Annotated in this window: 26 protein-coding genes; 10 read left to right on the forward strand and 16 right to left on the reverse strand. The window is 59.8% G+C overall.

Translation table 11 applies throughout. The features are described from left to right. Positions 1 to 86: 86 nt before the first annotated feature. From AB8B29_RS32250 to AB8B29_RS32270, 5 genes are all read right to left on the reverse strand, one after another. Entirely contained in the window at positions 87 to 1,757 is a 1,671-nt protein-coding gene (locus AB8B29_RS32250) for a dipeptide ABC transporter ATP-binding protein (RefSeq protein ID WP_037197778.1), read from the reverse strand. Beyond that, a complete protein-coding gene (locus tag AB8B29_RS32255; RefSeq protein WP_037197780.1) occupies positions 1,754 to 2,629 on the reverse strand; it encodes an ABC transporter permease in 876 nt (291 codons plus the stop codon). Before AB8B29_RS32255 ends, AB8B29_RS32250 begins: the two co-directional genes overlap by 4 nt. Positions 2,630 to 2,640: 11 nt before the next feature. Further along, on the reverse strand, positions 2,641 to 3,618 hold the full coding sequence (locus AB8B29_RS32260) for an ABC transporter permease (protein WP_037197782.1): 978 nt from the start codon (positions 3,616 to 3,618) through the stop codon (positions 2,641 to 2,643). A gap of 5 nt (positions 3,619 to 3,623) precedes the next feature. Then, a complete protein-coding gene (locus AB8B29_RS32265) occupies positions 3,624 to 5,216 on the reverse strand; it encodes an ABC transporter substrate-binding protein (RefSeq protein WP_092575635.1) in 1,593 nt (530 codons plus the stop codon). A gap of 163 nt (positions 5,217 to 5,379) precedes the next feature. Beyond that, positions 5,380 to 5,970, reverse strand: a complete 591-nt coding sequence (locus tag AB8B29_RS32270) for a hypothetical protein (RefSeq protein ID WP_439007002.1) — start codon at positions 5,968 to 5,970, stop codon at positions 5,380 to 5,382. Between the two features lie 84 nt (positions 5,971 to 6,054). Between AB8B29_RS32270 and AB8B29_RS32275 the strand changes: the two genes are divergently transcribed. The 3 genes from AB8B29_RS32275 (at position 6,055) to AB8B29_RS32285 (ending at position 8,361) form a co-directional block, all read left to right on the forward strand. Next, the gene (locus AB8B29_RS32275) at positions 6,055 to 6,282 is read left to right on the forward strand and encodes a helix-turn-helix transcriptional regulator (protein ID WP_280951443.1); all 228 of its coding nucleotides are present in this window, start codon (positions 6,055 to 6,057) and stop codon (positions 6,280 to 6,282) included. 426 nt (positions 6,283 to 6,708) lie between these two features. Continuing rightward, on the forward strand, positions 6,709 to 8,031 hold the full coding sequence (locus AB8B29_RS32280) for a type II toxin-antitoxin system HipA family toxin (protein WP_092575632.1): 1,323 nt from the start codon (positions 6,709 to 6,711) through the stop codon (positions 8,029 to 8,031). Positions 8,032 to 8,052: 21 nt separating this feature from the next. Continuing rightward, positions 8,053 to 8,361 carry a helix-turn-helix transcriptional regulator gene (locus AB8B29_RS32285; protein WP_037197787.1) on the forward strand — a complete coding sequence of 103 codons (309 nt, stop codon included), beginning with the start codon at positions 8,053 to 8,055 and terminating at the stop codon, positions 8,359 to 8,361. 131 nt (positions 8,362 to 8,492) lie between these two features. Here AB8B29_RS32285 and AB8B29_RS32290 read toward each other — a convergent pair whose 3' ends face one another. From AB8B29_RS32290 to traA, 8 genes are all read right to left on the reverse strand, one after another. Next, the gene (locus tag AB8B29_RS32290; protein ID WP_037197909.1) at positions 8,493 to 8,999 is read right to left on the reverse strand and encodes a GNAT family N-acetyltransferase; all 507 of its coding nucleotides are present in this window, start codon (positions 8,997 to 8,999) and stop codon (positions 8,493 to 8,495) included. A gap of 129 nt (positions 9,000 to 9,128) precedes the next feature. After that, positions 9,129 to 10,535: a hypothetical protein gene (locus AB8B29_RS32295; protein ID WP_092575629.1), complete on the reverse strand. Its 1,407-nt coding sequence runs from the start codon at positions 10,533 to 10,535 to the stop codon at positions 9,129 to 9,131. A 31-nt stretch (positions 10,536 to 10,566) separates the two neighbouring features. Further along, positions 10,567 to 11,616: a class I SAM-dependent methyltransferase gene (locus tag AB8B29_RS32300; protein ID WP_037197788.1), complete on the reverse strand. Its 1,050-nt coding sequence runs from the start codon at positions 11,614 to 11,616 to the stop codon at positions 10,567 to 10,569. A 236-nt stretch (positions 11,617 to 11,852) separates the two neighbouring features. Then, positions 11,853 to 12,590, reverse strand: coding sequence for a LuxR family transcriptional regulator (locus AB8B29_RS32305; RefSeq protein ID WP_051963643.1), 738 nt, complete (start codon positions 12,588 to 12,590; stop codon positions 11,853 to 11,855). Positions 12,591 to 12,718: 128 nt separating this feature from the next. Continuing rightward, a complete protein-coding gene (locus AB8B29_RS32310) occupies positions 12,719 to 13,336 on the reverse strand; it encodes a TraH family protein (protein WP_037197789.1) in 618 nt (205 codons plus the stop codon). 5 nt (positions 13,337 to 13,341) lie between these two features. After that, positions 13,342 to 14,493 carry a conjugal transfer protein TraB gene (locus AB8B29_RS32315; protein ID WP_037197914.1) on the reverse strand — a complete coding sequence of 384 codons (1,152 nt, stop codon included), beginning with the start codon at positions 14,491 to 14,493 and terminating at the stop codon, positions 13,342 to 13,344. 16 nt (positions 14,494 to 14,509) lie between these two features. Continuing rightward, the gene (traF, locus tag AB8B29_RS32320; protein ID WP_439007003.1) at positions 14,510 to 15,040 is read right to left on the reverse strand and encodes a conjugative transfer signal peptidase TraF; all 531 of its coding nucleotides are present in this window, start codon (positions 15,038 to 15,040) and stop codon (positions 14,510 to 14,512) included. Continuing rightward, on the reverse strand, positions 15,037 to 18,339 hold the full coding sequence (traA, locus tag AB8B29_RS32325; RefSeq protein ID WP_439007004.1) for a Ti-type conjugative transfer relaxase TraA: 3,303 nt from the start codon (positions 18,337 to 18,339) through the stop codon (positions 15,037 to 15,039). Before traA ends, traF begins: the two co-directional genes overlap by 4 nt. A 244-nt stretch (positions 18,340 to 18,583) precedes the next feature. Here traA and traC point away from each other — a divergent pair, with 244 nt between their 5' ends. From traC to AB8B29_RS32355, 6 genes are all read left to right on the forward strand, one after another. Then, positions 18,584 to 18,880: a conjugal transfer protein TraC gene (gene traC / locus AB8B29_RS32330; RefSeq protein WP_037197794.1), complete on the forward strand. Its 297-nt coding sequence runs from the start codon at positions 18,584 to 18,586 to the stop codon at positions 18,878 to 18,880. Between the two features lie 4 nt (positions 18,881 to 18,884). Beyond that, a complete protein-coding gene (gene traD / locus AB8B29_RS32335; RefSeq protein ID WP_037197796.1) occupies positions 18,885 to 19,100 on the forward strand; it encodes a type IV conjugative transfer system coupling protein TraD in 216 nt (71 codons plus the stop codon). After that, positions 19,087 to 21,021, forward strand: coding sequence for a Ti-type conjugative transfer system protein TraG (gene traG / locus AB8B29_RS32340; protein ID WP_037197797.1), 1,935 nt, complete (start codon positions 19,087 to 19,089; stop codon positions 21,019 to 21,021). The genes traD and traG overlap by 14 nt, the downstream gene beginning before the upstream one ends. Positions 21,022 to 21,159: 138 nt before the next feature. Continuing rightward, positions 21,160 to 21,402, forward strand: a complete 243-nt coding sequence (locus tag AB8B29_RS32345) for a hypothetical protein (RefSeq protein ID WP_037197798.1) — start codon at positions 21,160 to 21,162, stop codon at positions 21,400 to 21,402. A gap of 288 nt (positions 21,403 to 21,690) precedes the next feature. Beyond that, positions 21,691 to 22,002 carry a WGR domain-containing protein gene (locus tag AB8B29_RS32350; protein WP_051963648.1) on the forward strand — a complete coding sequence of 104 codons (312 nt, stop codon included), beginning with the start codon at positions 21,691 to 21,693 and terminating at the stop codon, positions 22,000 to 22,002. 38 nt (positions 22,003 to 22,040) lie between these two features. Continuing rightward, on the forward strand, positions 22,041 to 22,319 hold the full coding sequence (locus AB8B29_RS32355; protein WP_037197799.1) for an HU family DNA-binding protein: 279 nt from the start codon (positions 22,041 to 22,043) through the stop codon (positions 22,317 to 22,319). A gap of 46 nt (positions 22,320 to 22,365) precedes the next feature. Here the strand turns inward: AB8B29_RS32355 and AB8B29_RS32360 are convergent, their stop codons facing one another. The 3 genes from AB8B29_RS32360 to AB8B29_RS32370 form a co-directional block, all read right to left on the reverse strand. Further along, positions 22,366 to 22,674 (reverse strand): DUF736 domain-containing protein, encoded by a 309-nt coding sequence (locus tag AB8B29_RS32360; protein ID WP_037197800.1) that lies wholly within the window; start codon positions 22,672 to 22,674, stop codon positions 22,366 to 22,368. A gap of 622 nt (positions 22,675 to 23,296) precedes the next feature. After that, positions 23,297 to 24,235 carry an alpha/beta hydrolase family protein gene (locus tag AB8B29_RS32365; protein ID WP_092575610.1) on the reverse strand — a complete coding sequence of 313 codons (939 nt, stop codon included), beginning with the start codon at positions 24,233 to 24,235 and terminating at the stop codon, positions 23,297 to 23,299. 39 nt (positions 24,236 to 24,274) lie between these two features. Continuing rightward, positions 24,275 to 25,033, reverse strand: coding sequence for an SDR family oxidoreductase (locus tag AB8B29_RS32370; protein ID WP_037197803.1), 759 nt, complete (start codon positions 25,031 to 25,033; stop codon positions 24,275 to 24,277). A 98-nt stretch (positions 25,034 to 25,131) separates the two neighbouring features. On the opposite strand from AB8B29_RS32370, the gene AB8B29_RS32375 reads away from it, so the two are divergent. Further along, entirely contained in the window at positions 25,132 to 26,031 is a 900-nt protein-coding gene (locus tag AB8B29_RS32375) for an AraC family transcriptional regulator (protein WP_439007005.1), read from the forward strand. Positions 26,032 to 26,047 lie beyond the last annotated feature (16 nt).

Consider the following 26,047-nt stretch of genomic DNA (forward strand, 5'->3'; position numbering starts at 1 on the left):
CTTTTGTGGCTGCAAGACACCACCAATGTCTGAGAAACGGATGTGGAACACCGGGCCGCTGGCGCGGGGCTGCGGCCCGGCAGCACTCAGCACGTGAACCGGAGGGGCCGGGCGTCGATGAGGGTGCGCGTGTATGGATTTTGCGATTGCGAGAAGATGAAGTCGGAGGACCCGAAATCCTCGACCCGGCCGTCCTTCAAAATATATACGAAACTGCAGAGCTGCTGCACGACGGCAAGGTCATGGGAGATGAAGATCATCGTCATATCCCTCTCGGCGATGCTGTCTTTGAGAAGCGTGACGATTTCGGCCTGTACGGACACATCGAGCGCGGAGGTCGGCTCGTCGGCGACTATTATCTCAGGCCTCGCGAGCAGCGCCCGTGCGATGCAAACGCGCTGCTTCTGGCCGCCCGACAGTTGGTGTGGATAACGGGCGAGCAAGTTCCGGGAGAGACCAAGCTGATCCGTCATCGTCCCGACGTCCGCGGGTTCTTCACCAGAACACATATCCACGCCAAAGCGGATGCTTTCATGCAATGTCTCGCCGACGGTCATCCTGGGATCGAGCGAAACAGAGGGATCCTGAAAAACCATCTGCACACGGCCCAGTAGACCATTGCTACGGCCACTCTTTGAAACATCGAACTCGTTTCCGCCAATCGTCACCCGTCCCACTGAGGCCATGTCCAGTCCGGCGATGATCCGGCCGAACGTCGTCTTTCCGCTTCCACTCTCTCCGACAATGCCGGTGATCTCGCCGCGCGGCAGCCGTATGCTTGCGTCCCGCAACGCAAACTTTGCCGCGTTCCGGCCAAGGCTCCATGAGAACCCTTGTGGGGAGAAAGTTTTCGAAACACCCTCTGCGACGAGAAGAACCTTGGCGCCCTCTCCGCAATCGGAGGACATGGTCCGGCTGCCATTGGTTCCTGGCTCTACTGCAGCCGCCGATATCCGCAGCCGCGGAACTGCGGCAAGCAGGCTGCGGGTGTAGTCGTTTTCGGGCGCATCGAGAATGATCGCGGTGCGGTCCTGTTCCACCACCTGGCCCTTTCGCATGACGAGAACCCGATCGGTTATCTCGGACACCACACCCATGTCGTGGGTGACCAACATAATGGAGACGCCCGTCTCGTCGACGAGGGTTCGAAGGAGCTTGAGGATCTGCTTTTGGACCGTAGCATCCAGCGCTGAGGTCGGCTCGTCAGCGATGATGATGTCGGGAGATCCCGCCAGCGCGATCGCGATGACCACCCGTTGCCGTTGCCCTCCAGAGAATTGGTGAGGATAATTACTGTATCGCTGCCGCGGCTCCGGAATTCCGACGCGATCAAGGAGGTCAAGAGCACGTAGACGGGCGGTACGCCTCGAAAGTGAGCCGTCGAACGCCAGAATTGTCTCCTCTACCTGTGCGCCGACGCTCATCAAGGGATCGAGCGAGGCGGTATGGTCCTGGAAGATGGCGGATATCCGGCGTCCTCGGATGGCGCCCTCCCCCTTTTTCCTGCCGTCGATCGGTTTGCCGTCAAATTCGATCGTACCCGACATCACCTCAAACTCAGGCGCAAGCAAGCCGAGGACGGCATTGCCCAATGTTGACTTTCCGGCCCCCGATTCACCGATGACGCCGAGGATCTCGCCGCGTCCGAGCTCGAAACTCACGTCGGTGAGGATCGTCAACGGTCCGGACGCCGAACGATGGCGAAGGCTAAAGTTCTTCACCTGAAGCAGAGGCGTTCTTCCAGTGTTTTGAGTCATACCGGACGGCTCCTTGGATCGAGACGGCGTCGGACATCTTCACCGACGAGATTGATGCTTGCGATCAGCCCAAAGAGAGCCAAGCCAGGAAAAAGGCTGATCCAGTATTGGCCGGTCAGAAGGTACTGGAACCCGTTTGCGACTGTGGAGCCCAGTGACGGCTTGTCGATCGGAACGCCGAGGCCAAGAAAGGACAGGGTCGCTTCGAGTGCAACGGCATGGCCGACCTCGATCGGGATCAAGGTCACGGCCGGCGCGATGCTGTTAGGAAGCAGGTGGCGAAAGATGATCCTGGAGGTCGGCAACCGCATGAGCCGGGCCGCATCCATGTAGGATTTGTTCGTCTCACTGAGTGCCACGCTGCGCGCCAACCGGGCATAACTTGCCCACTGGGCGATAATCAGCGCCAGAATGATCCGGTCAATTCCAGGCCCGAGGGTGACGATCGCGATCAAGGCGATCAGGATCGTCGGCAGGCTGAGCTGTAGGTCGACGAGCCGCATGATCACGATGTCGGCCCACCTGCCGAAATAGGCAGCGCTAACACCCGCCGTTAGCCCGATCAGGGCGGCGACCGCTGCGCTTGTGACTGACACCACGAGGCTGATGCGCAAGCCGTAGAGGATACAGCTGACGATATCCCTGCCGAGCCCGTCCGTTCCGAACAGGTAAAGATAGCCGCCGCTGCCCCACGTACCCGGAGGAGAGGATGCCTCCCACCCGTAGATTTGCAGGGGGTCGTATGGGTTTTGCGGCGCGATCGCCGGTGCGGCAAGGGCAAGCAGGATGTAGGCCACAAGCAGGATTTTGGACGGGGTCAGCGTTTGCCATTGAGGACGCCGGTTCAACGCCCGGAGAATGTGAGCTTTCATGGCAGTTCCCTTTATGAAGACAGGCGCACGCGCGGGTCGAGCACGGCATGGAAGAGATCGACAAAGGCATTGAGGGCGACGACGGCGACCGAGATGAAGGTCAGTGTCGCCATCACCACCGGCCGGTCGAGGAGCTGGATGGAGTCGATCAGGAGCTTGCCGACGCCCGGCCACGAGAAAATCGATTCCACCACCACCGCAAAGGCGAGCATGCCGCCGAATTGCAGGCCGATGATCGTCATGATCGGCACGCTGATGTTCGGTAGAGTGTGGCGAAGCAGGATCCTTCGTGGGGAAAGCCCTTTCGCGCGGCAAAACCTCGTAAAGTCCAGGCTCTCGACTTCGATCGTGCCGGATCGCGAAAGCCGCGCGATCAGCGCGATGTTCGGTATTGCCAGCGCAAGCGCCGGAAGAACCGTGTGCCAGAGGCCGTCCCGGGTCAGGACGCTCCACTCCTGGCCCATGAAGCTCGCCGTCGCGCCCCTGCCCCCGGATGGAAACCAGCCTGTTAGGACGGCGCCGATGAGAATCAGCATCATGCTCAGCCAGAATGACGGGACGCTGAGTGCGAACACGCTCGATCTGAGCACGCTCCGGTCGAGCAGTGTTCCCCTCCTCCGGCCGGCCAGGAGCCCCACTCCTGTTCCGGCCGGAGCCGCGATGAGCATCGCGATACATGCGAGTTCAAGCGTCGCGGGAAGCTTGCTCATCACCAGCTCCAGAGCCGGCAGATGATAGATGTATGAGGTTCCGAAGTTTCCATGGACGACGTTGTCGATGAAAAGGAAGTACTGGCGCCAGATCGGTTGATCCAGTCCCAGCGCGACCGTCGCGCGCTGGATATCCTCAGGCGTGGCGGTTTCGATGTTGACGATGTTGAAGACCGGATTGCCGATGCTGTGAATGCCGATAAAACCGATCAACGACATGGCAAGGAGGAGAAGGAAGGCTTGGCCCAGTCTTCCGAATGCTGCTGAAATCAAGGCCATGGTTCTCACTCCGTCGTTGGAAGCGTCTGCATCGCGGTCGTCCAGCCGCGGGGATGCATCACATAGGAGCCAATCCGCGGGCCGAAGCCGACGATGTGATGGAAGTGATAGAGGGGAATGATCGGCTGGTCGGCCATCACGAAATCCGTCGCTTCGGCAAGCGCCTTGTTCCGCTCCGGGCCTTCCTGGATGCTTTCCGCCTTTGCAAGCATCGCGTCGAAGGCCTGGTTCCGATAATGCCCGAAGTTCAAGGCTCCGGTTCCCCGTTCGGGATTTGGCGAGGCCAGGAGAGCATGGAGAATGATGTCGACCGTCTCGCCGGATGTGCCGCCGTACCAGGCGGCAAAGTCGCCGCTAGCGCGCTTGGTGTTGAAGACCGAGAACGGAAAGGCGGTGGGCTGGACGGCGACCCCGATGCGCGCCCAGCTTTGCGCGATCGCCTGGAGGCTCTCACCGTCGCCGGGATAGCGACCGGAGGGTCCGGCGAGAACCACGTTGAAGCCGTTCGGAAAGCCTGCCTTTGTGAGGAGCGCCTTCGCTTCGTCGTAATTCGGATCCTCCGGCTTCAGATTGGACGAAGCGCCCGGCAGACCGCCCGGGAAAACCTGTATCGCGGCCGTACCGTAACCGGCAAGGATCTTGTCGACCATAATTCCGCGATCCGTCGCCATCGCAAGCGCACGCCGCACTAAGGGGTTCTTGAAGGGGTTGGGGATCTGCTCGCCGGATTTGCTCGTCACGCCGGGAAGTGTCTCTCTTTCCACGTCGAACTGCAGGAAATTGACACGCGCCGCAGTGACGCTCTCGATCCTCGCGCCCCGCTGTTTGAGCGAGGCCACGTCGCGTGCCGGAATGGCGTCCGCAACGTCGACATCCCCGGTGGCCAAAGCCGCCACCCGCGCCGCAGGATTCTCGATGATCCGGAACGTCACCTCGGACCAAGCGGGTCTGCCGCCCCAATAGTCGTCGTTCCTCGTAAGCTTCAGCATCTCACCGGAACTCCAGCTCTCGAACTTATAAGGCCCGGTGCCGACGGGAGGGCTTCCGGCATTGAGCTCCTCCGTGGCTTGGAACCCCTGCCCCGGTCGATGCATCACGAAGATCGAGGAAAAGGCCAGCGGCAGGTTGGGGACATTGCCGTTCGTATCGATGACAACGGTGAGAGGATCGGGCGCCGAGACCGCCTTGATCTCGCTTACATAGGAACGAAAGCCACCGCTTGGCGAGTTCAGGAAATCCCTGATGCGCGCGATCGTGTAGGCGACATCGTCTGCGGTGAAGGGCGAGCCGTCATGAAAGCGGACGTTTTCCCGCAGCTTGAATTGCCATTGCGTGCCGGATGTCGCGCGCCAGGAGACGGCAAGGCCCGGCTTCAGATCGAGACGCTCATCCTGATAGACGAGCCGCTCGTAGATGTGGGAGAGCAGCGAGGTGTTTTCGTTGAGATTGGCGTAATGCGGGTCGAGCGTCATCAGCTTGTAGGAGGTCGCGATGCGAAGCTCCTGTGCCTGGGCCGGCCCCGAAAGAATGCTCCAGAACGCAAGCGAGATCAGCAAGGCCGACAGAAGAAGCGGACGAAATGAATTTTCTTGTTTCATTATCGAGTTCCCAATTTTTTTGATTTTTGGCACAGCCAGCACCGCCGCGGCGGAAGGCGTTCCACCACGCGTTCATCACTGGAGCGAAGTCCTCAGAAATCCGGCATCGCGGATGCCAGTTGACCCAAGCGCAACTCGGACTGAAAGCTGGTGTTGATCGCTCCTACGTCGCTGCGCCGGACTGCGAGAAGGACATTTCCACATCGATCTTCAGCAGATCGGCTATGACGGAACGGATTTGCGGCCAAGGATACTCATCGCTGATGAGCGAGGGTTGCCACTTTGTGACGACGGCATGGAGTTTCGCGGTTGCGCCGGTGATCGATTCCGCCGGCGTATCCCACAGGGTTTCCGCCATCTCTCCCTCGAGGGCAAATGCATGGCGCTCTTCTTGGAGAGCCTCGCTGTATCCGACTTCGTCGGCAGCCTTTCCGGCTTCGGAAGCTTGCAGCGGTGAGCCCACAATCGAAAGGAGCTTGGTTTCCAGGCCCTGCTGTCGCAAGCATGATTCGATCACGTGTTGCCGGGCCGCACACCATTCATGCCATATCGTGAACGCGAGATCGCCTTTGCAAGCCTCCAGCGGCCCGGTGAGTGAGGCTGCAAGCTCCGGATATGTGGGTAAAGACGCCGCCACGAAGGAATGGAATTCTCCCCGGGTGACCGGAGGCAAAGTTCTGCTATTGTCGGAATCAGTCATGATCCGAGCTCCCGTAAGCTTGGTTGTGGCTAGATCGGGTAGGTGTTCGCGCACCTACTCGATCGTTGAGTTGCAGTTTTTCCTACAAAATGATAGAAGTCAATCAGAAAGTTTGCCTTGAGTAACAACCTTCTCACAGTGGAGCAATGCCGTGGAGCACGAGCTATGTTGGGCTGGAGCCAAGCAGAGCTTGCGAAGGCAGCTAATGTCTCTCGCCAAACTATTGCTGATTTTGAACGTGGGGCACATCTGCCCATAAGCAACAATCTCGCGAGTATCATTGTAGCCTTTCAAGAGGCCGGGATCGAATTCATCCGGGAAAATGGAAGTGGCGTCGGCGTTCGCTTCATGAAGCCGATGTCGTGAGTCACCGGAAGGCGGTGATGCCATCAGGCGGAAGCATATGAAAACTGCCCTATTGGAAAGTAAATACCACAGGCTGTAGCGACAACTTCACGCTCTTTCCGTCATGGCGGATGAAGCTGGAAACACATGGCAGCTCTGGTAAGGAAATTTGTATTCGCCGACTTGCAAATCAACGTTTTGTCGGTGTTCTACTTAACATTTCGCCCGCATGCTAGTTGACGTTCGGCCAGACCTCAATCAGCGTTCAGCCAGTGCCTTAATCAGCATTTTGCCCATGCCAATTTCAAACCGTATAAAGTCCAGCAAAAGGCTCACAAGGTCGCCTCGGGAATTGGAAGGTGACTATCGGAATAGATTATTGATCCATTTTACTGGGTTGATTTCTTCGCAAAGAAGCATTAATTGAACCATTAAAAGGGTCATGCGATGCGATTAACGCTTCAAATCCATTTTAGTGGTGAGTGGCATCAAGCTGCTACACTCGAGATACGCGACGACGATACTGGCTATCAAGGCGCGTCGATCGTTGACTATGACCTCGACTATTTCATTGCGGCGGCGTCCCAAGAATTCGCGCTAGGCAAGGCGGTCTGCGACTTTCGCGCGCTGTCCGTCCGGTACCCGGTGGACCTCGAAAACCGATATGGCCGTCATTGGCCTCCCTTCCTTCTGGACCTGATGCCGCAGGGACACGCACGGCGGAAGCTCGCCGAACATCTTGGTCTCATCGAAGCGTCCCGGGCATCCGATCTTCCCCTGCTCCTTCGATCGGCGGCGGGCGGAATAGGCAATCTTCGAATCAGGGAAGCGGCGGAAGCGGAAGCGGAGCGTTTGCAAGGCGTGCAGCGCCAAGGCGTTACCGAGACGGATATTCTGGCGCGCTCGGACCGCTTCATGGAAGTCGCCGATCGTTTTGGAATGCTTGCCTCCGGTTCAAGCGGCCTGCAGGGCGAGTGGCCGAAAGTGTCGATGACCCAAGCAAGCGACGGACTATACTACCCTGACAGCTTCGTCGACGACGACGAGGCAATGCGTCATGTCATCGTCAAACTGGTTCGTAGCACCGAGCCAGTAGATCGCCTGATTCTCGAAGGCGAAGCACTGTATTCCCGTATTGCTGTTGAAATCGGCCTGAATGTCAGCGAAGTCTCAACGTATGCGGAAGGCGTGCTGATTATTCCTCGTTTCGATCGGCAGAAGGGGAAGAATGGCCAGACGATACACCTTGGGCAGGAAAGCCTGGTCTCTGCCATTGGCGTTGCCGATTTCGGCCATATCGGATCGCACGAAATCTATATCGACGTTCTGAAGCGATATTCGTCCGATCCGTTCGCTGACATAGTCGAATACCTGAAGCGCGACATTGCCAACCTGGCGCTCGGCAATCCCGACAATCATGGCCGGAACTCGGCATTGAGCAAGCTTCCCGAGGGGCGGATCCGGCTGTCGCCGCTATTCGATTTCGCACCCATGCGACTGGCCAAGGAAGGAATTATTCGTTCCACGCGCTGGGCTTCCATGCGCGATGCAGGGCGCGATCACCTTCCGGATTGGAAACTGATCTGCGCCGAGCTTATGCCCGATCCGGATGAACAGGCGCGCCTCATAACCGCGCTCGGCCAATTTGGCGAACGCTTGAGGCAGGCGCCGCAAATTGCCGAAGACATCGGCGCGCCGCTCGAAATTCTCGATCGGGCGATGAGCCGCTGCATTGAGATCGCGGACAGCGTTTCAGTGGCCTGCGCGTGACATCAGAAAGGAGCTGATCAAATGGCCCGCTGGAAAAAACCCACGAAAGAAGAAATTCTGGAGCACCGTCGGAATCTGGCCGAGCAGGCGCGCCAGGGTGCCCTGCGTCTGCCGGGCGCAGTGGTGGAGATCCGCAAGAGCTTTGGGATGACACAAGAGGAGTTCTCCAAAACCCTCGGTCTTACGCGGCGGCAAGTCGCAGAAATCGAAGCTGGCACCGCAAACCCGACACTTGAAACACTGGACAAGATCGGCCGCCTGTTCGGATTTGCTGTCGGTTTTGTGCCAAGAACGCCGCGTGAGGACGCCGCGAAATCGCCCTTCAACTGACAACATGCACCGTTTCGTCGCCCACGGCGGCAAACGCAGGGCCGAGTACCCAATCGCCGAGTCTTTAACCAAGGCGGTTGCGGATGACAGCCGCTACCAAATTCCAAACCCGATAGAAGCGCGGTAAATGCTCATCCGCTCAGTCGCCGCACCATGATGACGTCCACGATTTCCCTGTCACCGTCCAGCAGCCCACAGGGGATCCGGCCAACCTCGATAAATCCATGGCGCCGGTAGAAGCGCAACGCCGCGGGATTTTCGGCGTTGACGGCGAGTTCCAGCTGCAAAACTCCCTCGCCTCTTGCAAAGTCGATCACAGCATCCAGAAGATCTTTGGCAAGACCGGTGCTGCGAAAACATTCACGCAGATAAACCATCACAAGGGTGGCGCGATGGGCCATCTTTCTCGGTCGAAAACGCAACAATCCCATAATGCCGATGGGCTCGCTTTTGCTGAACGCGACAAATACGGGATCATTCAGCCTTTGACGCCATGCTTCATCAGGGAGCATGACCCAATCCTCAAATCTGCTTGCGAACGACGCCGGCTCGCAACGAAGGGCTTCCAGCCGAATGCGCCGGAAAACGTCGATCTCGTCAGGAACAATTCGCCTGATCAATACTCGCTCTACTCCCATGACGGACTCCAGAAACGTGAACCGAGTTCCGACCGTGGAGAGTTTCGAGCCCAATCGACCACTTGCCGCATGGAGGGGCTTTTTCTTCCCAAATCTCCCAGGCGGCAGCTCCCCAGAAAGCCGCAAGAATTATGCCCACTGCCACTCTGCGGACGCAGGATGAATTGCTTCAGCCCTGATATGCGCCGACAGTTCCGCCCAAATCGGATCGCTGGTGAAACTCGCAAGGTCGCCGGCGGCATCCTTAAGCGAATGGGCGCCATATCTGTCAGCCACCTCCATCGCCACCCCGCTCTCTTCGATCTCCATGAACGGAGACCCGTCCTTTTGGCGCAAGACGCGGTGTCCCCACATCCCGGGCTGCTCGTCGGCATGTAGCGCATCCAGAAGCTCCCGATCCCTTGCGACATCGAGTGCGGTTGCGATAAGGTACCGCATGAGGGGATAGTAGACGGTCTGCCGACATCCGCCGAGAACACGAATGCCGGGCAGGATCGACGTCACCAGAAACGTCAGCAGCAGACTAGGCACCAATTTGCGCTGGCGCAGCGGGGCCGCGATGCTTTCAGGATCGAACCCCACCTCACGGAACGAAGGGGATCCGCCTGAAAGAACGCCGTCCTGCAAACGCAAGGGGAATATCCGGCCGCCCTCCAATCCCCAGAAAAAATCGGTTGATTGGCGAACCCATCCTGCCCACGGACCGCTATTCAGCCGGTCCAGCGCCCGCAACATGTTTTCCGCGAACTCGCCACCGCCGGCAAAGCGAGATGACAGCCACGAAGTCGGATCCTCAAAATGTTCCGCGACGAGATCGGCAACATCGATATCGTCAAATTGCAGCAGCCGTAGAGACGACGGAAATGATCTTCGCCATAGGACCTGATTGGCGGCTCTGATCGCCTCGGCTGCCGACGGAAAGTCACTGTCCGGCAAAATAGCCTTGAGCTGGGCAGCGGCGGGATTGGCGGCTCCGCCGGCATTTCGCTCCGTCAGCGTGAACCGATAAGGTCCGTTGAAGCCACAGATACTGTAAGGATCCATCCGGCTTCGAGACAGGCCGAACACGTTCACAACCTCGCCGCCCAGCGAAAGCCATCCGGGGCCTTTTTTCGACTTCTCTGTGAACTTCACCGTCGAGGAATTGTAGCAGATGTGCCAACGATGGGCATGGGCGGTGAGACCGAGTGCGCTGAACAGGTGCGTGTAGAAAGCATCGGGCTCGATCAGCAAATGACAATGTGGGCCGGTTTGGATAACTGGCGAAGCCGAAATTTGCCGGCCTGCATCCTCTGCATCGTCCTGACTGGCCCCTGACCTCAATGCGATACGCGTGACAAACGCCCGCAACCGGATCATCGCGTCATCGCGAATCGAACATCGGCCGCGGCGGCCTTCTGCGTAAACTGCAGATGCGTAGTCCTTGAGCGGAAGCGCCCAGAACCGGGCAAGGTCGGGCATCAGAAAAGACAACGCCTGTCTTACATCCTCCGCAGCACTTTGACCGCTCATGGCACTCGACAGCTCTTTGCTCATTTTTGCTATTCTCGCATGATCAACCGACCGTTCAGGTTTCGCTGTCGATCGACTGCGGCGGTCGCCACGCCCAGTCTAACGGTATCGGATTTTTCTCATCATTCACGAGGATGTGCGGCACCTGCTCGTAGCAAAACCCTGACGGTATCGCCGGTCTCACCATCGAAGTGATAAAGTCTCGCAGCGAATTCAAGGAATTGGAGGAGACGATCGTATAGAAATTCCCGCTATTCCAGGTGACGACCACATATCGGAAGTATGATCGCAGAGCCGATTGCGATGCCTCCAGATCGACCTGGAAGTCGAACATCGTATCCAGAACACCGCGCTTCTTCTCAACAATCTGCGTCTTCGTGAAAAACCTCGACTTGAACACCTCGTCCTTTTGGCGCTCTCGTTCAAGGTAGGCCTCAGTGTTTCCGTGGGCGAGCTTTTGCACCTGAACCAATACGCCGTTGGAACGGACACGGGGCGCGATGAAGCCGGTTTGATTGTCCCTGTCACGCCCGTACATCTGGAACGTAGTGTCTTCGAGAAGGACATCATATCCGTCCCGAAAAGGCTGAAGGGCTTCATCCGTCGCGTACCGCTCATCGTCCAGTTCGAAGAATGGCCCGTGGTAAAACTGCGCGTTGTCGCTGCCTCTCCGGGCGAAAAAGGAGATACGGTTGCCGTCCGTGGGACTGCAATTGAGAGTTCTCAGGCGCCCGTCACCCAGCTTTGCCAGTGTCCTCGCAAGGGTGCCGGCGCCCGCCCCCAGGGTGTAGATCGTCGCAGGGCGTCCGTGGCGCGCCCACGTCTTCTGCGCAAACGAGAAGATAGCGGCGCCCAGGCGACACTCCTCCTCCAACCGATAGGGAATGCTTGCAAAATAGTGGCTATCGAAATGTCCCCACAAACGTCGGTGCGTATCCCAGAATGTCATGCAAGCGAGATCGAACGACAGAAGACCCATCTCAGGTTCGGGCCTGTCCAGATCGGGCGCCCCTCCCAGTCCGCTGGCCGTTTGCTCAAAGAAGGTTGCAAACGAATTGAGGCGCGGAGCCTTCCGCCAGGCATCTATTGTCTTGCTGTCCACCATGGTGCGATCCTCGTTTCGAGCCAAACGACAGGTGCCGCCTTGATCCGATTTTCGGATCAGGGCTCACAGCTCCGCCGATCGTCCCTGCCAAGGGCGTTTTTCGCGACTAACCGTGATTGCGTAGAGTTGATTGCCCGGGAGACTCGATGCAATCTACCGATATCGAGAGATTGACTCGCAACTTTGACTTGCTCAAAGACGTCGTCAAAACGCCGAAAAGGCGTATTTGCGCGGTGTCAGGTCTCGATTATTTCAAGGAAGCTTGCCCTTGCGATAGCCTGATACATCGTCCTGGCATCGAGTTTGCGTTTGGCTAACGTGAGGTAGAGGCGCACGGCATTCTCCGAAATTTGCAGTCTCGCGGCGATGCGCTTCGAAACGAGGCCCCGCGCCAGGAGTTGAAGACATTCCTGTTCTCGCCGGGATAGTTTCCGGTAGCCACCACTTTGGCGTAGGCCCGACACGGACAGCACTTTCTCGTGCAGATAATGGGATAGAATCTGCAGGTCGTGGTTCCTCGATATGCGTAGTTTCCGCCACTCAGGGCTCGGCAGGTTCGACGTCACCGAAAACAGACTGCGTTCGCCGCCCGGGCCTCTGATCGGGACTGTCAGACCGTGCCGGCCAATGTCGAATGACGCCGCCTCCTTGAAAAAGTAGCGCGTCCCAGGGGATCTCTGATCGAGGCTTGACCAATCGACGGGCAGGAAGCCATTGCGGCTGAGTTCGATGACAGGGTCGATCTCGAAATAGTTTTTTCGAAGATAAAGGGATGTCCATTCCTCTGGATATGTCGTGCAATAGAAGGGATAGGCGTCTGCCCGATTTGCTGGCCGGACCACCAAAAAGACCAGATGAGCAAAATGGTATCGCTCTCGAATATCAGCGATAGCGACATTCAAATCCGCTCTGCTGCCTACCCTTCGCAATATCGCCAGCGACCATGACAATGGCGACGGTTGTCGATTTTCCATTGGTTTCCTTTCGAGAAGCGCGACGCGTTTACTGTCTCCGCATATCGGGCGATCTGCCATCCCGCTTGGTGTGGGCGTATTCGGCGTTGAATCATCAACGTTTCATTTGTGACGCGGCGGAAATCGGCTTATCTCGAGCCGCCGATCCCGGAGAGATCGATGCGCATCCCTGCTCTGTTGGGATCGCTTGCACCGTCGGCCTTCGGACCATCCTGGCCATCTTGGTCCTGCGGCTTTGCACTTGCGTTTGCATCCGGCTCGATGACAGGGTCGCCTTCCTTCGGCTCCGCGAGTTTTACCTCGCCAGGATCGGCCGCAGTAAACACCGCCTTTCCCTCGAAATAGCCGCTCCGCCAGGAGATGATGGCGTCCTCAAACGCCTCGTCGACGGCGTTGCCGTACCATGTCGTGACGATACGGTAGACCTTTCCGAACAGCGCCGTGCCCATGCTAATGTTTTGGCAAGAATCGACCAGGTCCGGTTTCAGCTGCGAGACATCCTTGATCCCGAGACCGGCCGGATACTGCGTGATCCCCACGCGGACAACGGCCTGTCCGACATACTGCCCAATCAGTGCCATCGCCTCCTCGGGCGTTTTTGCCTGCGGTACCAGAATAACGCTGTTTCCGGAGCGAACCGAGACGGAGAGCGGATCGGGCGACCCGGCCTGCGCGATGAACTTTTCGACGATGGCAGGTTTCAAGGTCGGATCGGCGCATTGCCGGATAAGAGCGGCATCGACCATAGTTGCTATTCCTCTGCTTGGGAGTTGAAGGCGGTGACGAGGGGCAAGTCGAACAGCCGGGCCCAGGCGGTGGTGCTGGCGTTCTGGATCGCGATGATCGATGTGCCGGATGTCCACCAGCCGTTGCCGGCAGCGACAATAATCTCTGGCCTGTGCAGCATCGACTGCAGCACAGGCCAGACGATGAGCTGCTCGTAGCAGATCAGCGGCGCGATCCTCTGGCCACCGAGCTCGACGACGGGGTTGGTGAAAAAGCCAGCCCGGGCGCCGCCACCCCGTCCACTCCAGGCAAGCCACGGCTGCCACATCGACGCGGGGACGGGCATCCGCTCGTGATAAAGGATGCGTGCCCCTTCGCTGGAGATCGCCACCAAGACATTGTCGTAGCCGGCGCGCTCGATGACTGTAGCGCCGGCGATCACGATGACGCGGCTGTCCGCCAGCTCTCCCTGCCAGTACCGCTCGACAGTCGGTGTCCAGAAGCCAAGGGCGCCTTCGGGAAGCACGACGACGCGCGCGCCATTGTCTGCGACCTGTCTGACCGTTGCGATGAGGCCACGGTGATGCTCGAGAGATGCGTCACGGCCGAGGTTTTTCCCGAGCTCAAGATCGACCCCCGCCCAAGCGTTTGGTACGTTGGATGGCGTCCAGGTCGTGGCGGACCAGACGTAAAGTCCCCCCAGGACTGCGACCGCGATTTGCCACCTTCGACCGGTCATGATGACCAATAGAATCGCGGTCGCGCCGAGGCCGAACCACCCCCATCCCGGAAACAGCACGCCAGCGGCAGTAATCGGATGCGCCCAGCCTGCTATACCGAAAGGAGGAACTGCCATCAGGACGGCAGCCGCCACATAGCGCAGCGCCCTTCCCTTGCCCGGACGATCTGTCCAGAGCGTCGTGTGGACGACCACAAAGGCAAGCGAGGCGACGATCCAGAGCAAGAGCCCCGGCCACAGATCGGACGCATAGAAATTTGCAACGCCCTGCGGCAGCCCACGCGAGGCCGCCAGAAAATACCCACCCGAGACTACAGCAGCGACGACACGCGTCGGCGATTTCGCCCAGAGCAATGGAAAAAACATGGCGACCGGAAGGGCCAGCATGTTTCCGCTCCAGCCGACGGTACCCACCGCGATCGACAGCGCGATCAGGATCGGTCCGTGCAAACGGTCAGGGATCGAAGGTGAGGATCGGCTTGGCGAGGCCGAGGAGGCCGCTGATCGAGATAGGGCCAAAATATCGGGAATCATAGGAGCTCGCAAAGCAAGAGTGGAGAAACAGGTGACCCGACGGCACGATGCCACCAGCAAAATGGAGGAGCGGACGACCCGCACCGTCGCTTGAACGAACAGCGGAGTTGGGCAGAGGAAGCCGATCAATGACCACATTGGAGCCGACCTCCACATGCTGGCCGGGAAGCGCCACGACGGTCTTGATGAGGGGAGCAAAGCCGCCGGGGCATAGCCCACGTCGGAGATAACCGCGCTGCCAGGCCTCCTCAAACTGCGGCGTGGGCGGAGGGCAGATGAACACAAGGTTGCCAACGAGGGGGTCTCGACCAAAAGGCTCGATGCGCCAGAGACCAAGTGGTTCGCTCGGCGTCAGGTTCAGCCTGACGCCGCCTACAAACGCGATCCCTGCGAGAGCCACCATGACGCTCGCACTGGCAGTGACGAACACAATCACCCCTCGCCTGCTCATTGCTTCATCACCGGCGCCTGACGCTGAGCGAGCTTCAGGTCCTCGGTCTGCTTCAGCGTTGCCACTGCGCGCTCATGGGCCGATAGCTGCTGAACTGTGCGCATCACCGGCCAGGCTTCTTTCAGCCGCTCCTTCTCCTCAGGTGCCAGCCCCTCTGAGAGCCTGTCGAACAGCTGACCTTGCGGATTGCGCGCGGCGTTGGTCAGCAGGGTCCGCTCACCGAACCGTTCGGATACCGCCTTGTTGAGGCCGTCGATTTCGGCCTTGGTTTCGCGTATGCTGAGCGCGTATGCCATCGCGGCGGGAAGATCGTGGCGGTCGATCGCGTCGCGCACTCGTTCCAGCACGCTTAGCGCTGCCGGCGACAGCGCCGGGATGTCGATCGAGACGCGCTGGCGTTGCGCCTTCTCCTCACTCTCGAGCCGCTGCACGGCGACCTCGCGGATGCGAAGGTAGGTTTCGACGTCGCGCTTCAGCGCGGGCACGTTGACCTCGGCGACGCGGCGGGCCTCGCGGTCAGACTTGCTGGAGAGAACCCCGGTCTTGCCCTTGAGCGGGCCGATCGACGACGGATCCGCGGCAAGCTTGTTCAGCGTCTGCGACGCAACTTGGCTGTCGGCAAGGACCGCGTCGAAATTCATGGTACGGAAGGCGGGCTCCGGATCGGCGAACACATAGCGAAAACGTGTCGAGACCTCGTCCCATTGCTTCTTCACGGCGGGATCGTCCGCAACCTTCCGATCGACGGCGTCGCTCAACGGTACTGGGAACAGTTTTACGCCTGACACCATCGGGCGGATCTCCTTTGTCGTTTGAGTTTTTAGGGTTTGCGTCAAGCCGAGACGTGTCCCCGCTGCTCGAAGGCGAACAGCAAGATCAGCAAGTTTCGAGCCCTGGCGCAGCGTCCAGTCGAGCCGATCACGCAGCAGGGTTCGAGCGACCTGGACGATTTGCAGGCCGCGGTTCTCCGCAAAGGCGAGCGCCGGGCGATAAAGCTCGCCGCGCTCGTAGTCGAGCGTGGTCTCCTTGGCATTCCTGCGCGACAGGATCTCTTTCAGACCGCCTGCCTTGGCAAAGGAACGACGGCCATAATAGAGTGCCAAGTCCTCGCGATGGCGGGTCATCGCGACATAGGTCAGATGGCGATCCAGCGAGAGGGACGCGAGTACCTTCACCCTGTCGACGGTGGCGCCCTGGCTTTTGTGGACCGTGGTCGCATAGCCATAATCGAGGTTGTTGTAGAAGCGCTGCTCGACCGACACCTGGCGACGCTGATCGCCCTCGCCGATCACGACAGAAATGCGGTTCGGCGCTGCCTCGACGACACGGCCGATCATACCGTTCTTAACGCCGAGCGAACCTTCGTTCTTGAGGAAGACGATCTGGTCGCCAGCGTCGAAATGGCGGATACCGTCGGCAGTCCTGAAGGAATGCCCCTCACTGAGAATGCCTCGCTCGACCAGCTTCTCGCGCGCCATCACGTTGAGCATTCGGACGTCGCGTCGGAGATGCGCCAGCATCAGTATGGACTTTGCCGGATCGTAGTCACGGTTCCAGTCGGCGATGAGGTGTTCCACAGCCTGAGCTTTCAGCTCCGCGCCAACCACCCTGCCCTCGGAACGATAGGCGGCGAGCGCTTCGCCAACGCGGCCGCGTGCCAGATCGAGCGACGCCTTTCGCATCCAGTCCTCTCGCTGGCGATAGATGGTTTCGAGTTCGGCGTAGCCAACACGGTCCGCGATGGCGCGAAACGCGGCGCCCGCTTCGATCGGCTGGAGCTGCTCGGGATCGCCGACAAGTATGAGCTTGGCACCGGACTTGACGACCGCTTCGACAAAGCCGGCCATCTGCCTGGACGCCAGCATGCCGGCCTCGTCCATGACAAATACCGTCCGGGCATCGAGTGCGTCGCGTCCCTTTTTCCAGCGCAGCTCCCATGACGCGAGCGTGCGGCTTTGGATCCCTGCTTCCTTTTCCAGACCCTCTGCCGCCTTGCCGGCAAGCGCGCCACCGACGACACGGTATCCGGCAAGTTCCCAAGCCTCACGGGCTGCCTTCATCATCGTGGTCTTGCCCGCACCGGCCCGACCGACGACAGCGGCGATGCGCGCCGGACCTGCGACATGTTCGATCGCTACTCGCTGTTCAGTTGACAGGCGGGCATGGCGCCCGAACGTCGCTTCCAGCACCGACTCAGATACACCATGTGTTTTCCGCTCGGAGAGCCAGAGCGAGCGCCGTGCCATCTCCGCTTCCAGCCGGATCAGCTCTCGCGTCGTGTATCGCGCCGGCAGCCTCTGGCCGGTCGCGAACTCGATCGTGTCCCGCTGCAGACGCAGGATTTCTAGGCTCTGCAGAATACGTGCTAGAAGCTGCTGGAAAGTGCCGGGATCATCGATATAGCGATGCAGCACCTTGGCCACGTCGCGTTCATCGAAGACGCTCTTCTCACGAGAGACGAGATCGACCACGATCTCCGGGCGCGCCTGAATGCGCCGCAGGTTGTCGGCCTTGCGTGCCTCCTGCAGGTCGAGCCGCTCAAGCGAAGGCCGCTCCCCTTCCACCATCGCTTTCCGCTCGATCGCCTTGGCGCCAACGCCGAGATGGATGGTCGGCCGGAGCTCGATACCCTGCTTCTCATAGGACCGGCCGTCGACGTGCAGCGCGACCCCATTCAGCGCCAGATGATGGTTCTGACGTTCGAACCAGGCGTCGCGAAACGCATTGAAGTCCTTGTTGTCGCCAGCCCATAGTTCGTAGACGATTTTGCCGGCGGCGTTTCGAAGCGGCTGCCCGTCCTCGCCGATGACCGCAACCTTCTTTGGCCCAAAGCCGCCCTCGGCCAGCGGCCGCAGCGTCGTCATCAGATGGATGTGCGGATTGCCTGGATTGTCGTGGTAGACCCAGTCGGCCACCATGCCTTTCGACAGGATGTGCTTTTCCACGAAGTCCCGGACGAGCGCGACGTTCTGCTTGGGCGTGAGTTCAAGTGGCAGAGCAATGGTTACGTCCTTGGCAAGCTGGGCATCTATCCGTTTCTCGAAGGCCTCGACCCTGTTCCAGAACGCCTCCGAAGCTCCGGACACCGAACGGTCGGCGATCAGCTTCCGTGCCCATTGCGGCGCATTCGCAGGAAGCACGAACTCCTCGTGCAGCAAGCCCTCCTTCCGGGTGTAATCGATTGTGCGAGCCTCACGCTCGTAGTCCATTCGGGCGCAGTGCCGGTAAGCCGCCGACAGCACCGCGCTGCGGCCGTCGCCGCGGCTGACGATGCTAACTGAGAAGTGGGCGATGGCCACAGCGGTGAAACTCCCCGATATGAACCTTGTTCGTTGGGAGCGGCGGGCCATCTGAGGCCTCTGAGCACGCGTCGCATCAGCGACGTATAATTGCGCCCTTGGAACCGCTCCTTCGGAACGGCGGGATCATCCACAAAAGCATCGCCGTTGGCGATCTGCAGATCTGCAGATTTCAATTCAGGCTCATCCGGGAGAGTTTGGCGTCGCAACAGCAACGCCAAGGACCTCAAGGAGATCGTCCGGAATGAAGAAGCCATCATCCAAGATCAGGGAAGAAATCGCCAGATTGCTGGATCAGTTGAGAGCCGCCGAGACGCGCGAGGCTGAACGCATCGGCCGGATTGCGCTGAAGGCCGGTATTGGTGAGATCGAGATCGAGGAGGCAGAGCTTCAGGCGGCATTCGAAGAGATTGCAGGACAGTTTCGCGGAGGTAGTGCGGCGGCAACGCCGAGAAAAAAACCCAGCGGCGGCAGGATCGGTAGCGAGACCACCTCGACGCTCGCGTCTGGCTCGGGTGCGGGCGGGCCTGGTGAGGCTTGAGCGGATGGCGAAGGGAATGTCGACGGAAGCGCGCAGGAAGGACACTCGCGAGAAGATCGAGCTCGGTGGCCTGATCGTGAAGGCGGGCTTGCGCTACGAGAAGCGAGCACTGCTCCTCGGCCTGCTGATCGAGGCCCGAAAGCGGATTAAAGGCAATGAGGCCGAGCGCTTGCGCCTGACGGCTCTCGGCGCGGAGGCGTTTGGCGATGACAGCGAATAGACTGCTTCTCGGGATCCTTCCGGCGGTCATCATGTTAGCCGCAATGGTTGGGACAACAGGCTTGGAGCACCGGCTGGCGGCATTGGGGACCAGCCCGCAGGCAAAGCTTTTCCTCGGGCGGGCCGGTCTCGCCCTGCCCTACATCGCCGCCGCCGCAATCGGCGTGATCGTGCTGTTCGCCTCGAACGGATCGGTAAATATCAAGGCTGCCGCGCTGAGTGTGCTTGCCGGAAACGGCGCGGTCATCATCAGCGCAGTCGCCGGGGAAGCAATCCGACTTGCCGGCATCGCCAGCAGCGTGCCGGCGGGGAGATCGGTTCTCGCCTATGCCGATCCCGCGACAGGGGTCGGCACAAGCGCTGCATTGATTGGCGGGGTGTTTGCGGCGCGCGTTGCGATCAAAGGCAATGCCGCGTTTGCTCGAGGACGGCCAACGCGGATCGGCGGCAAGCGGGCCGTGCATGGTGATGCCGACTGGATGAGCATGCAGGAGGCCGGGAAACTCTTCTCCGGCGCCGGCGGCATCGTCATCGGCGAGCGCTACCGCGTCGACCGCGACAGTGTGTCGGCGATATCGTTTAGCGCCGATGCGAAGCACACATGGGGCGCGGGCGGCAAATCTCCGCTTCTGTGCTTCGATGGTTCGTTCGGCTCATCGCACGGCATCGTCTTTGCCGGCTCCGGTGGCTTCAAGACGACGTCGGTGACAATTCCAACCGCGCTCAAATGGGGCGGCGGGCTCGTCGTGCTCGATCCGTCCAGCGAGGTCGCGCCGATGGTTGTGGGGCATCGACGAATGGCCGGCCGCAAGGTCATCGTGCTCGACCCCACAAACCCCGCCATCGGCTTCAACGCGCTCGACTGGATCGGCCGCTTCGGCGCCACGAAAGAGGAGGACATCGTCGCGGTCGCGACATGGATCATGACCGACAACGCTCGCGCCGCGTCGGCGCGCGACGACTTCTTCCGGGCTTCCGCCATGCAGTTGCTGACCGCGCTGATCGCCGACGTTTGCCTGTCGGGGCATACGGACGCAAAGGATCAGACGCTGCGCCGTGTCCGGGCCAATCTCTCTGAGCCTGAGCCAAAACTTCGCGAGCGGCTGACACGGATCTACGAGCAGTCGGAATCCACCTTCGTGCGCGAGAACGTTGCCGTCTTCGTCAACATGACGCCTGAGACATTCAGCGGCGTTTACGCCAATGCGGTGAAAGAGACGCACTGGCTTTCCTACACGAACTATGCCGCCCTCGTCTCAGGCGACAGTTTCTCGACCGACGAACTGGCAACCGGCGTCACGGACATCTTCATCGCTCTCGACCTGAAGGTGCTGGAAGCGCATCCGGGACTGGCGCGGGTGGTGATCGGCTCCTTCCTCAACGCGATCTATAATCGCAATGGCGAGGTTGCTGGGCGAACGCTGTTCCTGCTCGATGAGGTGGCGCGTCTCGGCTATCTGCGCATCCTCGAAACGGCCCGTGACGCAGGACGCAAGTATGGGATCAGCCTGGCGCTGATCTTCCAGTCGATCGGTCAGATGCGTGAGGCCTATGGTGGCCGTGACGCCAGCTCCAAATGGTTCGAATCCGCGTCATGGATCTCGTTTGCTGCGATCAACGACCCGGAAACGGCCGAGTACATTTCGAAGCGCTGCGGTGACACAACGGTCGAGGTCGACCAGACAAACCGCTCTTCCGGAATGAAAGGATCATCGCGCTCGCGGTCAAAGCAACTCACGCGCCGTCCGCTGATCCTGCCGCATGAGGTGATGCGCATGCGTGGCGATGAGCAGATCGTCTTTACGGCTGGCAATGCTCCGCTGCGCTGCGGTCGCGCTATCTGGTTCCGGCGCGAGGACATGAAGGCCTGTGTCGGGCAGAACAGATTTCACAAGGTCGGTAAGACGTCTGAAGCCCGCTGATCGAGCGGAGCGCAACGGGTCCGCCAGCGTAAGACGCTCTACGTGCCAGATCACTCGGAATAAAGCCATGACGGTTTGTCATTTCGGAAGAAAGTGCCAGCTCTCATCACATCGAAATATCGCGAGGTATCGACGCTCATGGAATTGCTTTTTACATTCGCCGGATTGGTTGCAATCGCCGTGGCGCTTTACATTTTACTGTCGCAGAGAGGAAAGGGGCTTTCCTTCAAGGTCACGTGCTTGATCTTCAGTGCGTTGGTGTTTTGCCTGGCAGCATTGTGGTGCATTGTTTACGGGCCGGAGCTGTGGATCCTGATACAGGCGGGCGCCATTATCGCCGTCGCAACGCTTGCCGGCCTTTTGGCCTCTCGCAAATCCTGATGTTCGCGATCTGCGATCCCGACGAGATCAAGTGAGAATTTGCCCCGCACCGGAGACCGTGCGAGACAGCAGCCACGGTAGGGCCATGTGCCGGAAGCAGCTGCCCGCGATCGGCGTTCGGTCGGTGGTATCCTCATCGGCGAAAGGCTGGCCCAGAAGTGGCAAGGATCGCGCCGGGGTTAGTGTGAATGATCCGAGCACGGACGGATCACTGTTGTGAATCGATGATACCTATCCGATTCAAAACTCTCATTGGACGGCGGAATCCAAACGCGCGATTCTGCTGTCATGATCGTTCAGCCCTACCACCTCTATGTCGAGCGTATCGAGCCTGAGAAGAACATGGCACGGTTCTGCGTACTCGCAGTCCAGCCGACACTGTTCGGGGAAGTGTCGCTGGTGCGTCGCTGGGGAAGGATTGGCACACACGGCCAGCAGAAGGTTCACATCTTCAATGAAGAGAAACAGGCCATCGGTCTGTTCCTCGAACTCCTACGCGAAAGGCGAAAAAGGGGTTATAGACCGAAACCACCTGTGGAAATCCGGACTATCCGGCATTTGTCATCGCAGCGCGTCAATGACAAACTCATCGCAAGCTGAGAGGGATTCCATCTTCATAAATGAAGCGAGGGACTTCCATGACCACCACCAATGAAATTGCCGACAAGATCGCAGCAGACAACAGCCTGACGAAGGTGCAGGCCAAAGGCATCGTCGAAGCCGTGTTCAAGGCGATCGCAGACGCTGCCGGCTCCGACGCTGAAACCTCCATCCCGGGCTTCGGAAAATTCAAGGTGAAGGCATCGCCGGAGCGCGAAGGTCGTAATCCTTCGACTGGCGCGACCGTGAAAATAGCGGCTTCGAAGAAGCTGACCTTTGCGCCTGCCAAGGCGCTCAAGGATGCACTGAACAAGTGATCCCCAAAAGGGAGAGCCCCGCCTTTCGGCGGGGCCGTCGTTGCTATCAGTCCCGGTTCGGCCGGGACCAGATGAGCGAGAAGCCTTCCTCGCCTTCGACCTCGATCAGGGTTGCGTAGATCGGGGCCGGGAGGCTCGGGTCGTCGAGCTTGACCGAGAGGTAGTCGCGGCCTTCGTTCGAGGTCTTCTTCCAGGCTGCGCCGAACTCGACATTGCCGGCGAGGATGCGGAAGTCGGGACCCTTTTCGGTGGCGCGCTCGACTGCACGGATGGTTGCCTTGACGTTGAGGTTGAGGGTCTTGATGGTGCCGTTGAAGCCGTTGCCGGAAGCGGTGAAAGAGCCGATGGTTGCCATTGTCGTATTCCTTTTCGGTTGTTCGGATCGCGCCCACCGCGATCTCGATGGCTGTCGACAAGACCGAAGGCGATCGGCCTGCACCTGAAGGGCCGCAACGCAGTGAAGGACGGCCAAAGGAGAGGCTTTCTTGGTCACCGCGAGGAATGGGCGCTTCCGCGCACAGGGGAAGAAAACGATCCGGCCGTTGCGGATGCCGATCGAGCCGAGCATCGCGACGCGGTCTTCGGTCAGACATGCCCCATCGAGACCGCAGTGGACGCGCCAGCTGTCAGATAAAGGGGTACGGCAATGGCCTCATCGAGTGGTGACCAATGGAAATGGGTGCACAACGCCCACAAGCACCGACCGAGTGATCGAAGCCAACGCCGCATGTGGGAGGTTGCCGGAAACGGTGCGTTGCTTCCTCGCGTAGCTGGTTGTGATGCCACGCCTGAATGACAGGACTGAGGAGCGATCACTCCCCCACTCGCAGCTTCAGACGGACCACGCCCCGGCCGGAAGACCAATCAGAGCTTCAAGCCGCGCGATGTTTTCCGCCGGTCAACCCATTCCTTGAAACCACGAACGGCGGGGTCGCGAGGAGCAACCTGGCCGCCAATCGACTTCACCAAATTTAGTGCTAGCTTTGCGTGACATCCGCAAGCGGGGCCGCTTTACCCTTGAGCGCGAGGCAGCCGCCGGGCCATGCACCTTCATCTGCTCCCAGCACTGTCTGAAGCCAGGCGAGCGTCAGACGCCTCAAAGCTTCCAGAACGTCAGGCGCCTCGGTCTCGGTCTCCTTTGCGTCAAGCCCGGCGATCCCGCCCAGCCCGTGACCGACGCCGTGCAACATCAACAGCGCTTCTGCGCCCGGCGCATCGTGAAACACATCCGCATGCCAGTCCGGCCCCCGGGTGGTGAAATGCGGATCGTCCGCATCACCGCAAACGACAAGGCTGCGTATCGTCAGCGTCGAGAATTCAACGTCGAAGAACGGAAACCGTGCGGCGTTCTCATCAGTCATGTCCTTTCCGCCGCGTCCGGGAGCAGCCAGCAGGATACCCGCCGAGATGCGTGGATCGGAGAAATCCTCACCATTCAGCAGCGCGCCTAGCAGGAGGCCAACGGTATGCCCGCCGAAGGAATGACCGGCCGCGGCGATGCGCGAGTGATCCGTCCGGCCAGCAATGGCGGGCGCCTGCCGCTCCACCTCCGGCAACTGGTCGAGAATAGCCTTTATCTCCTCGACGCGCTCGCGCCAGAAGAACGGCGCGCCGGGTGAATCTGAAGGCAAGCCACCAACGCGCGAACTCGCATGCGTCGGCTGGATCACCACGAAACCCCGTTCCGCCCAAAACTGCGCAAGTGGGGCGTAACCGTCTTTCGACGGGATATAGTTGGACGGGCCGAACCCGTGCGACAGCAGTACGATGGGAAGGTTGCCGCCGGTCGCCGGTGCGGTCAGACGCAGTTCCAGCGGTTGGCGGCCGGGCATCGGCAAACGGATTGGGGTATGGGCCACGGTGAGAGTGGCCTCAGGCGCAGGAATATGTTCGGCGAGACCGATCAGATTGTTCATGGTCGGGATCCGTAAGCATTGATTTCCGGGTAAGCGTCTTCAGGCCACCGAGTGGCCTGCCTCGCGGAACCAGGTTTGCGCATCCGCGCCGGCGGGAGTTTTCATCGGCGCTTCCCGTTCCGTGACAGCACGCCAGACGGCCTCTGCCACGTCTTCCGGCGTCGTGAATTCTGTGCCGGAACGCAGCGTTGTCAGGTAGTCGTGGACGAATGCGCTATACGGCTCGGGGACATCCATTCCCATACGGGCGACGGCATTTTTGCCGAACCCTGTGGTCGGCGCCGAACCCGGGAGAACAAGTTTCGCACGCACTCCGAATAGAGCGGCTTCAAGAGCGAGACTTTCGGTGAAAGCGTTTAGCGCTGCCTTGCTGGCGCTGTAGACGGAGAGTGCGGGCAGCGGCTTGATGGTGACGCTGGAGCTGACGTTGACGATGACGCCTGAGCGACGGATACGCATGTGCGGAAGAACGGCTTTGGTCATCGCCATCGCGCCGAACACGTTCGTTTCGAACAGTTCGCGGATTTTCGACATTTCGGCGCCTTCCAGTACGTTGAGCATGCCGACGCCTGCATTGTTGACCAGAGCATCGATCGGCCCGGCCGCTTCGACCGCCTTCGTGATGCTATCCGCGTTGGACACGTCCAGTGCCAGGATCTTGAGCTTTTCGCTATGGGGTATCAGATCGGTCCGCGGAGTACGCATGGTGGCGACCACGTCCCATCCTGCCGTCACAAATGTTTGCGCGATGGCGAGACCGAAGTCGGATGAGCAACCGGTGATGAGGATGTTTGGCATGTTCTGTCTCCTGACGATTAACTTTCCAAGAGATGGACCAGTCGACTCGGACTTGCTATGTTTGATTGTTCGTAATGTTTTAGCGTAAGTCCGAAACCATGACCGATCCAGTTGCCGAAGTCGTTTCCCTACTCAAGCCAAGCCCGTCGATCTCAAAGCTGGTGACAGGCGGCGGTCAGTGGCTCGTCGAGCGCACGGAACTTGGAAGCCCCTTTTATTGCGCGGTGGTCGAAGGCCATTGCCGGATGACGATCACAGGTCGTGAGCCGATGCTTTTGACTGCCGGCGACTTCGTTCTGGTTCCGGAAATCTTCTCGTTCACGATGAGCAGCCTGGAACCGCCGCCGCGCGGAGCGCTTGCCCAGCGTCTTGAGACCAGCCCGGGTGTCTTCCGGCTCGGAGACCCAGAAGCGCCCGCCGAAATCAAGGCGATGGTTGGCCATTGTGCCTTTGGCTCGGATGACAAGGCTCTTCTTGTCTCGCTGCTACCGGAGGTCATCCATGTCCAAGGCGAAGAGCGACTGATGATGCTCGTGGGGATGATAAACGACGAAACGAGTGCCGACCGTACAGCGCGTGAGATGGTGCTTCACCGGTTGTTGGAGGTGCTGTTAATCGAAGCTTTGCGATCAACAGCAAGTGCGGCGGCCCCGCCCGGTCTTCTGCGCGGTATGGCCGATCCGCTACTGGCACCGACCTTGCGCCGGATTCACGCAGATCCAGGTCGCAGCATGACGGTGGAAACATTCGCGCGGGATGCCGCCATGTCCCGTTCGACCTTCTTCGATCGTTTCCGGAGGGAGGTTGGCGTGCCCCCGATGGAATACGCGACCGGCTGGCGTATGGCGCTGGCGAAGGAATTCCTCCGCGACGATGTCGCCACGGCGGAGATCGCGCAACGTGTCGGCTACGGTTCCGCAAGCGCCTTCAGCGTCGCGTTCAACCGCCATGTCGGAATGCCTCCCGGAGCCTATTCCAGGAAAGGCGCAGTTGCATAGAGCTGGCTCAGATAAT

Origin of the sequence: Rhizobium sp. 11_C7_N12_5 (assembly GCF_051811145.1) — a bacterium.
Lineage (GTDB): Bacteria > Pseudomonadota > Alphaproteobacteria > Rhizobiales > Rhizobiaceae > Rhizobium > Rhizobium lusitanum.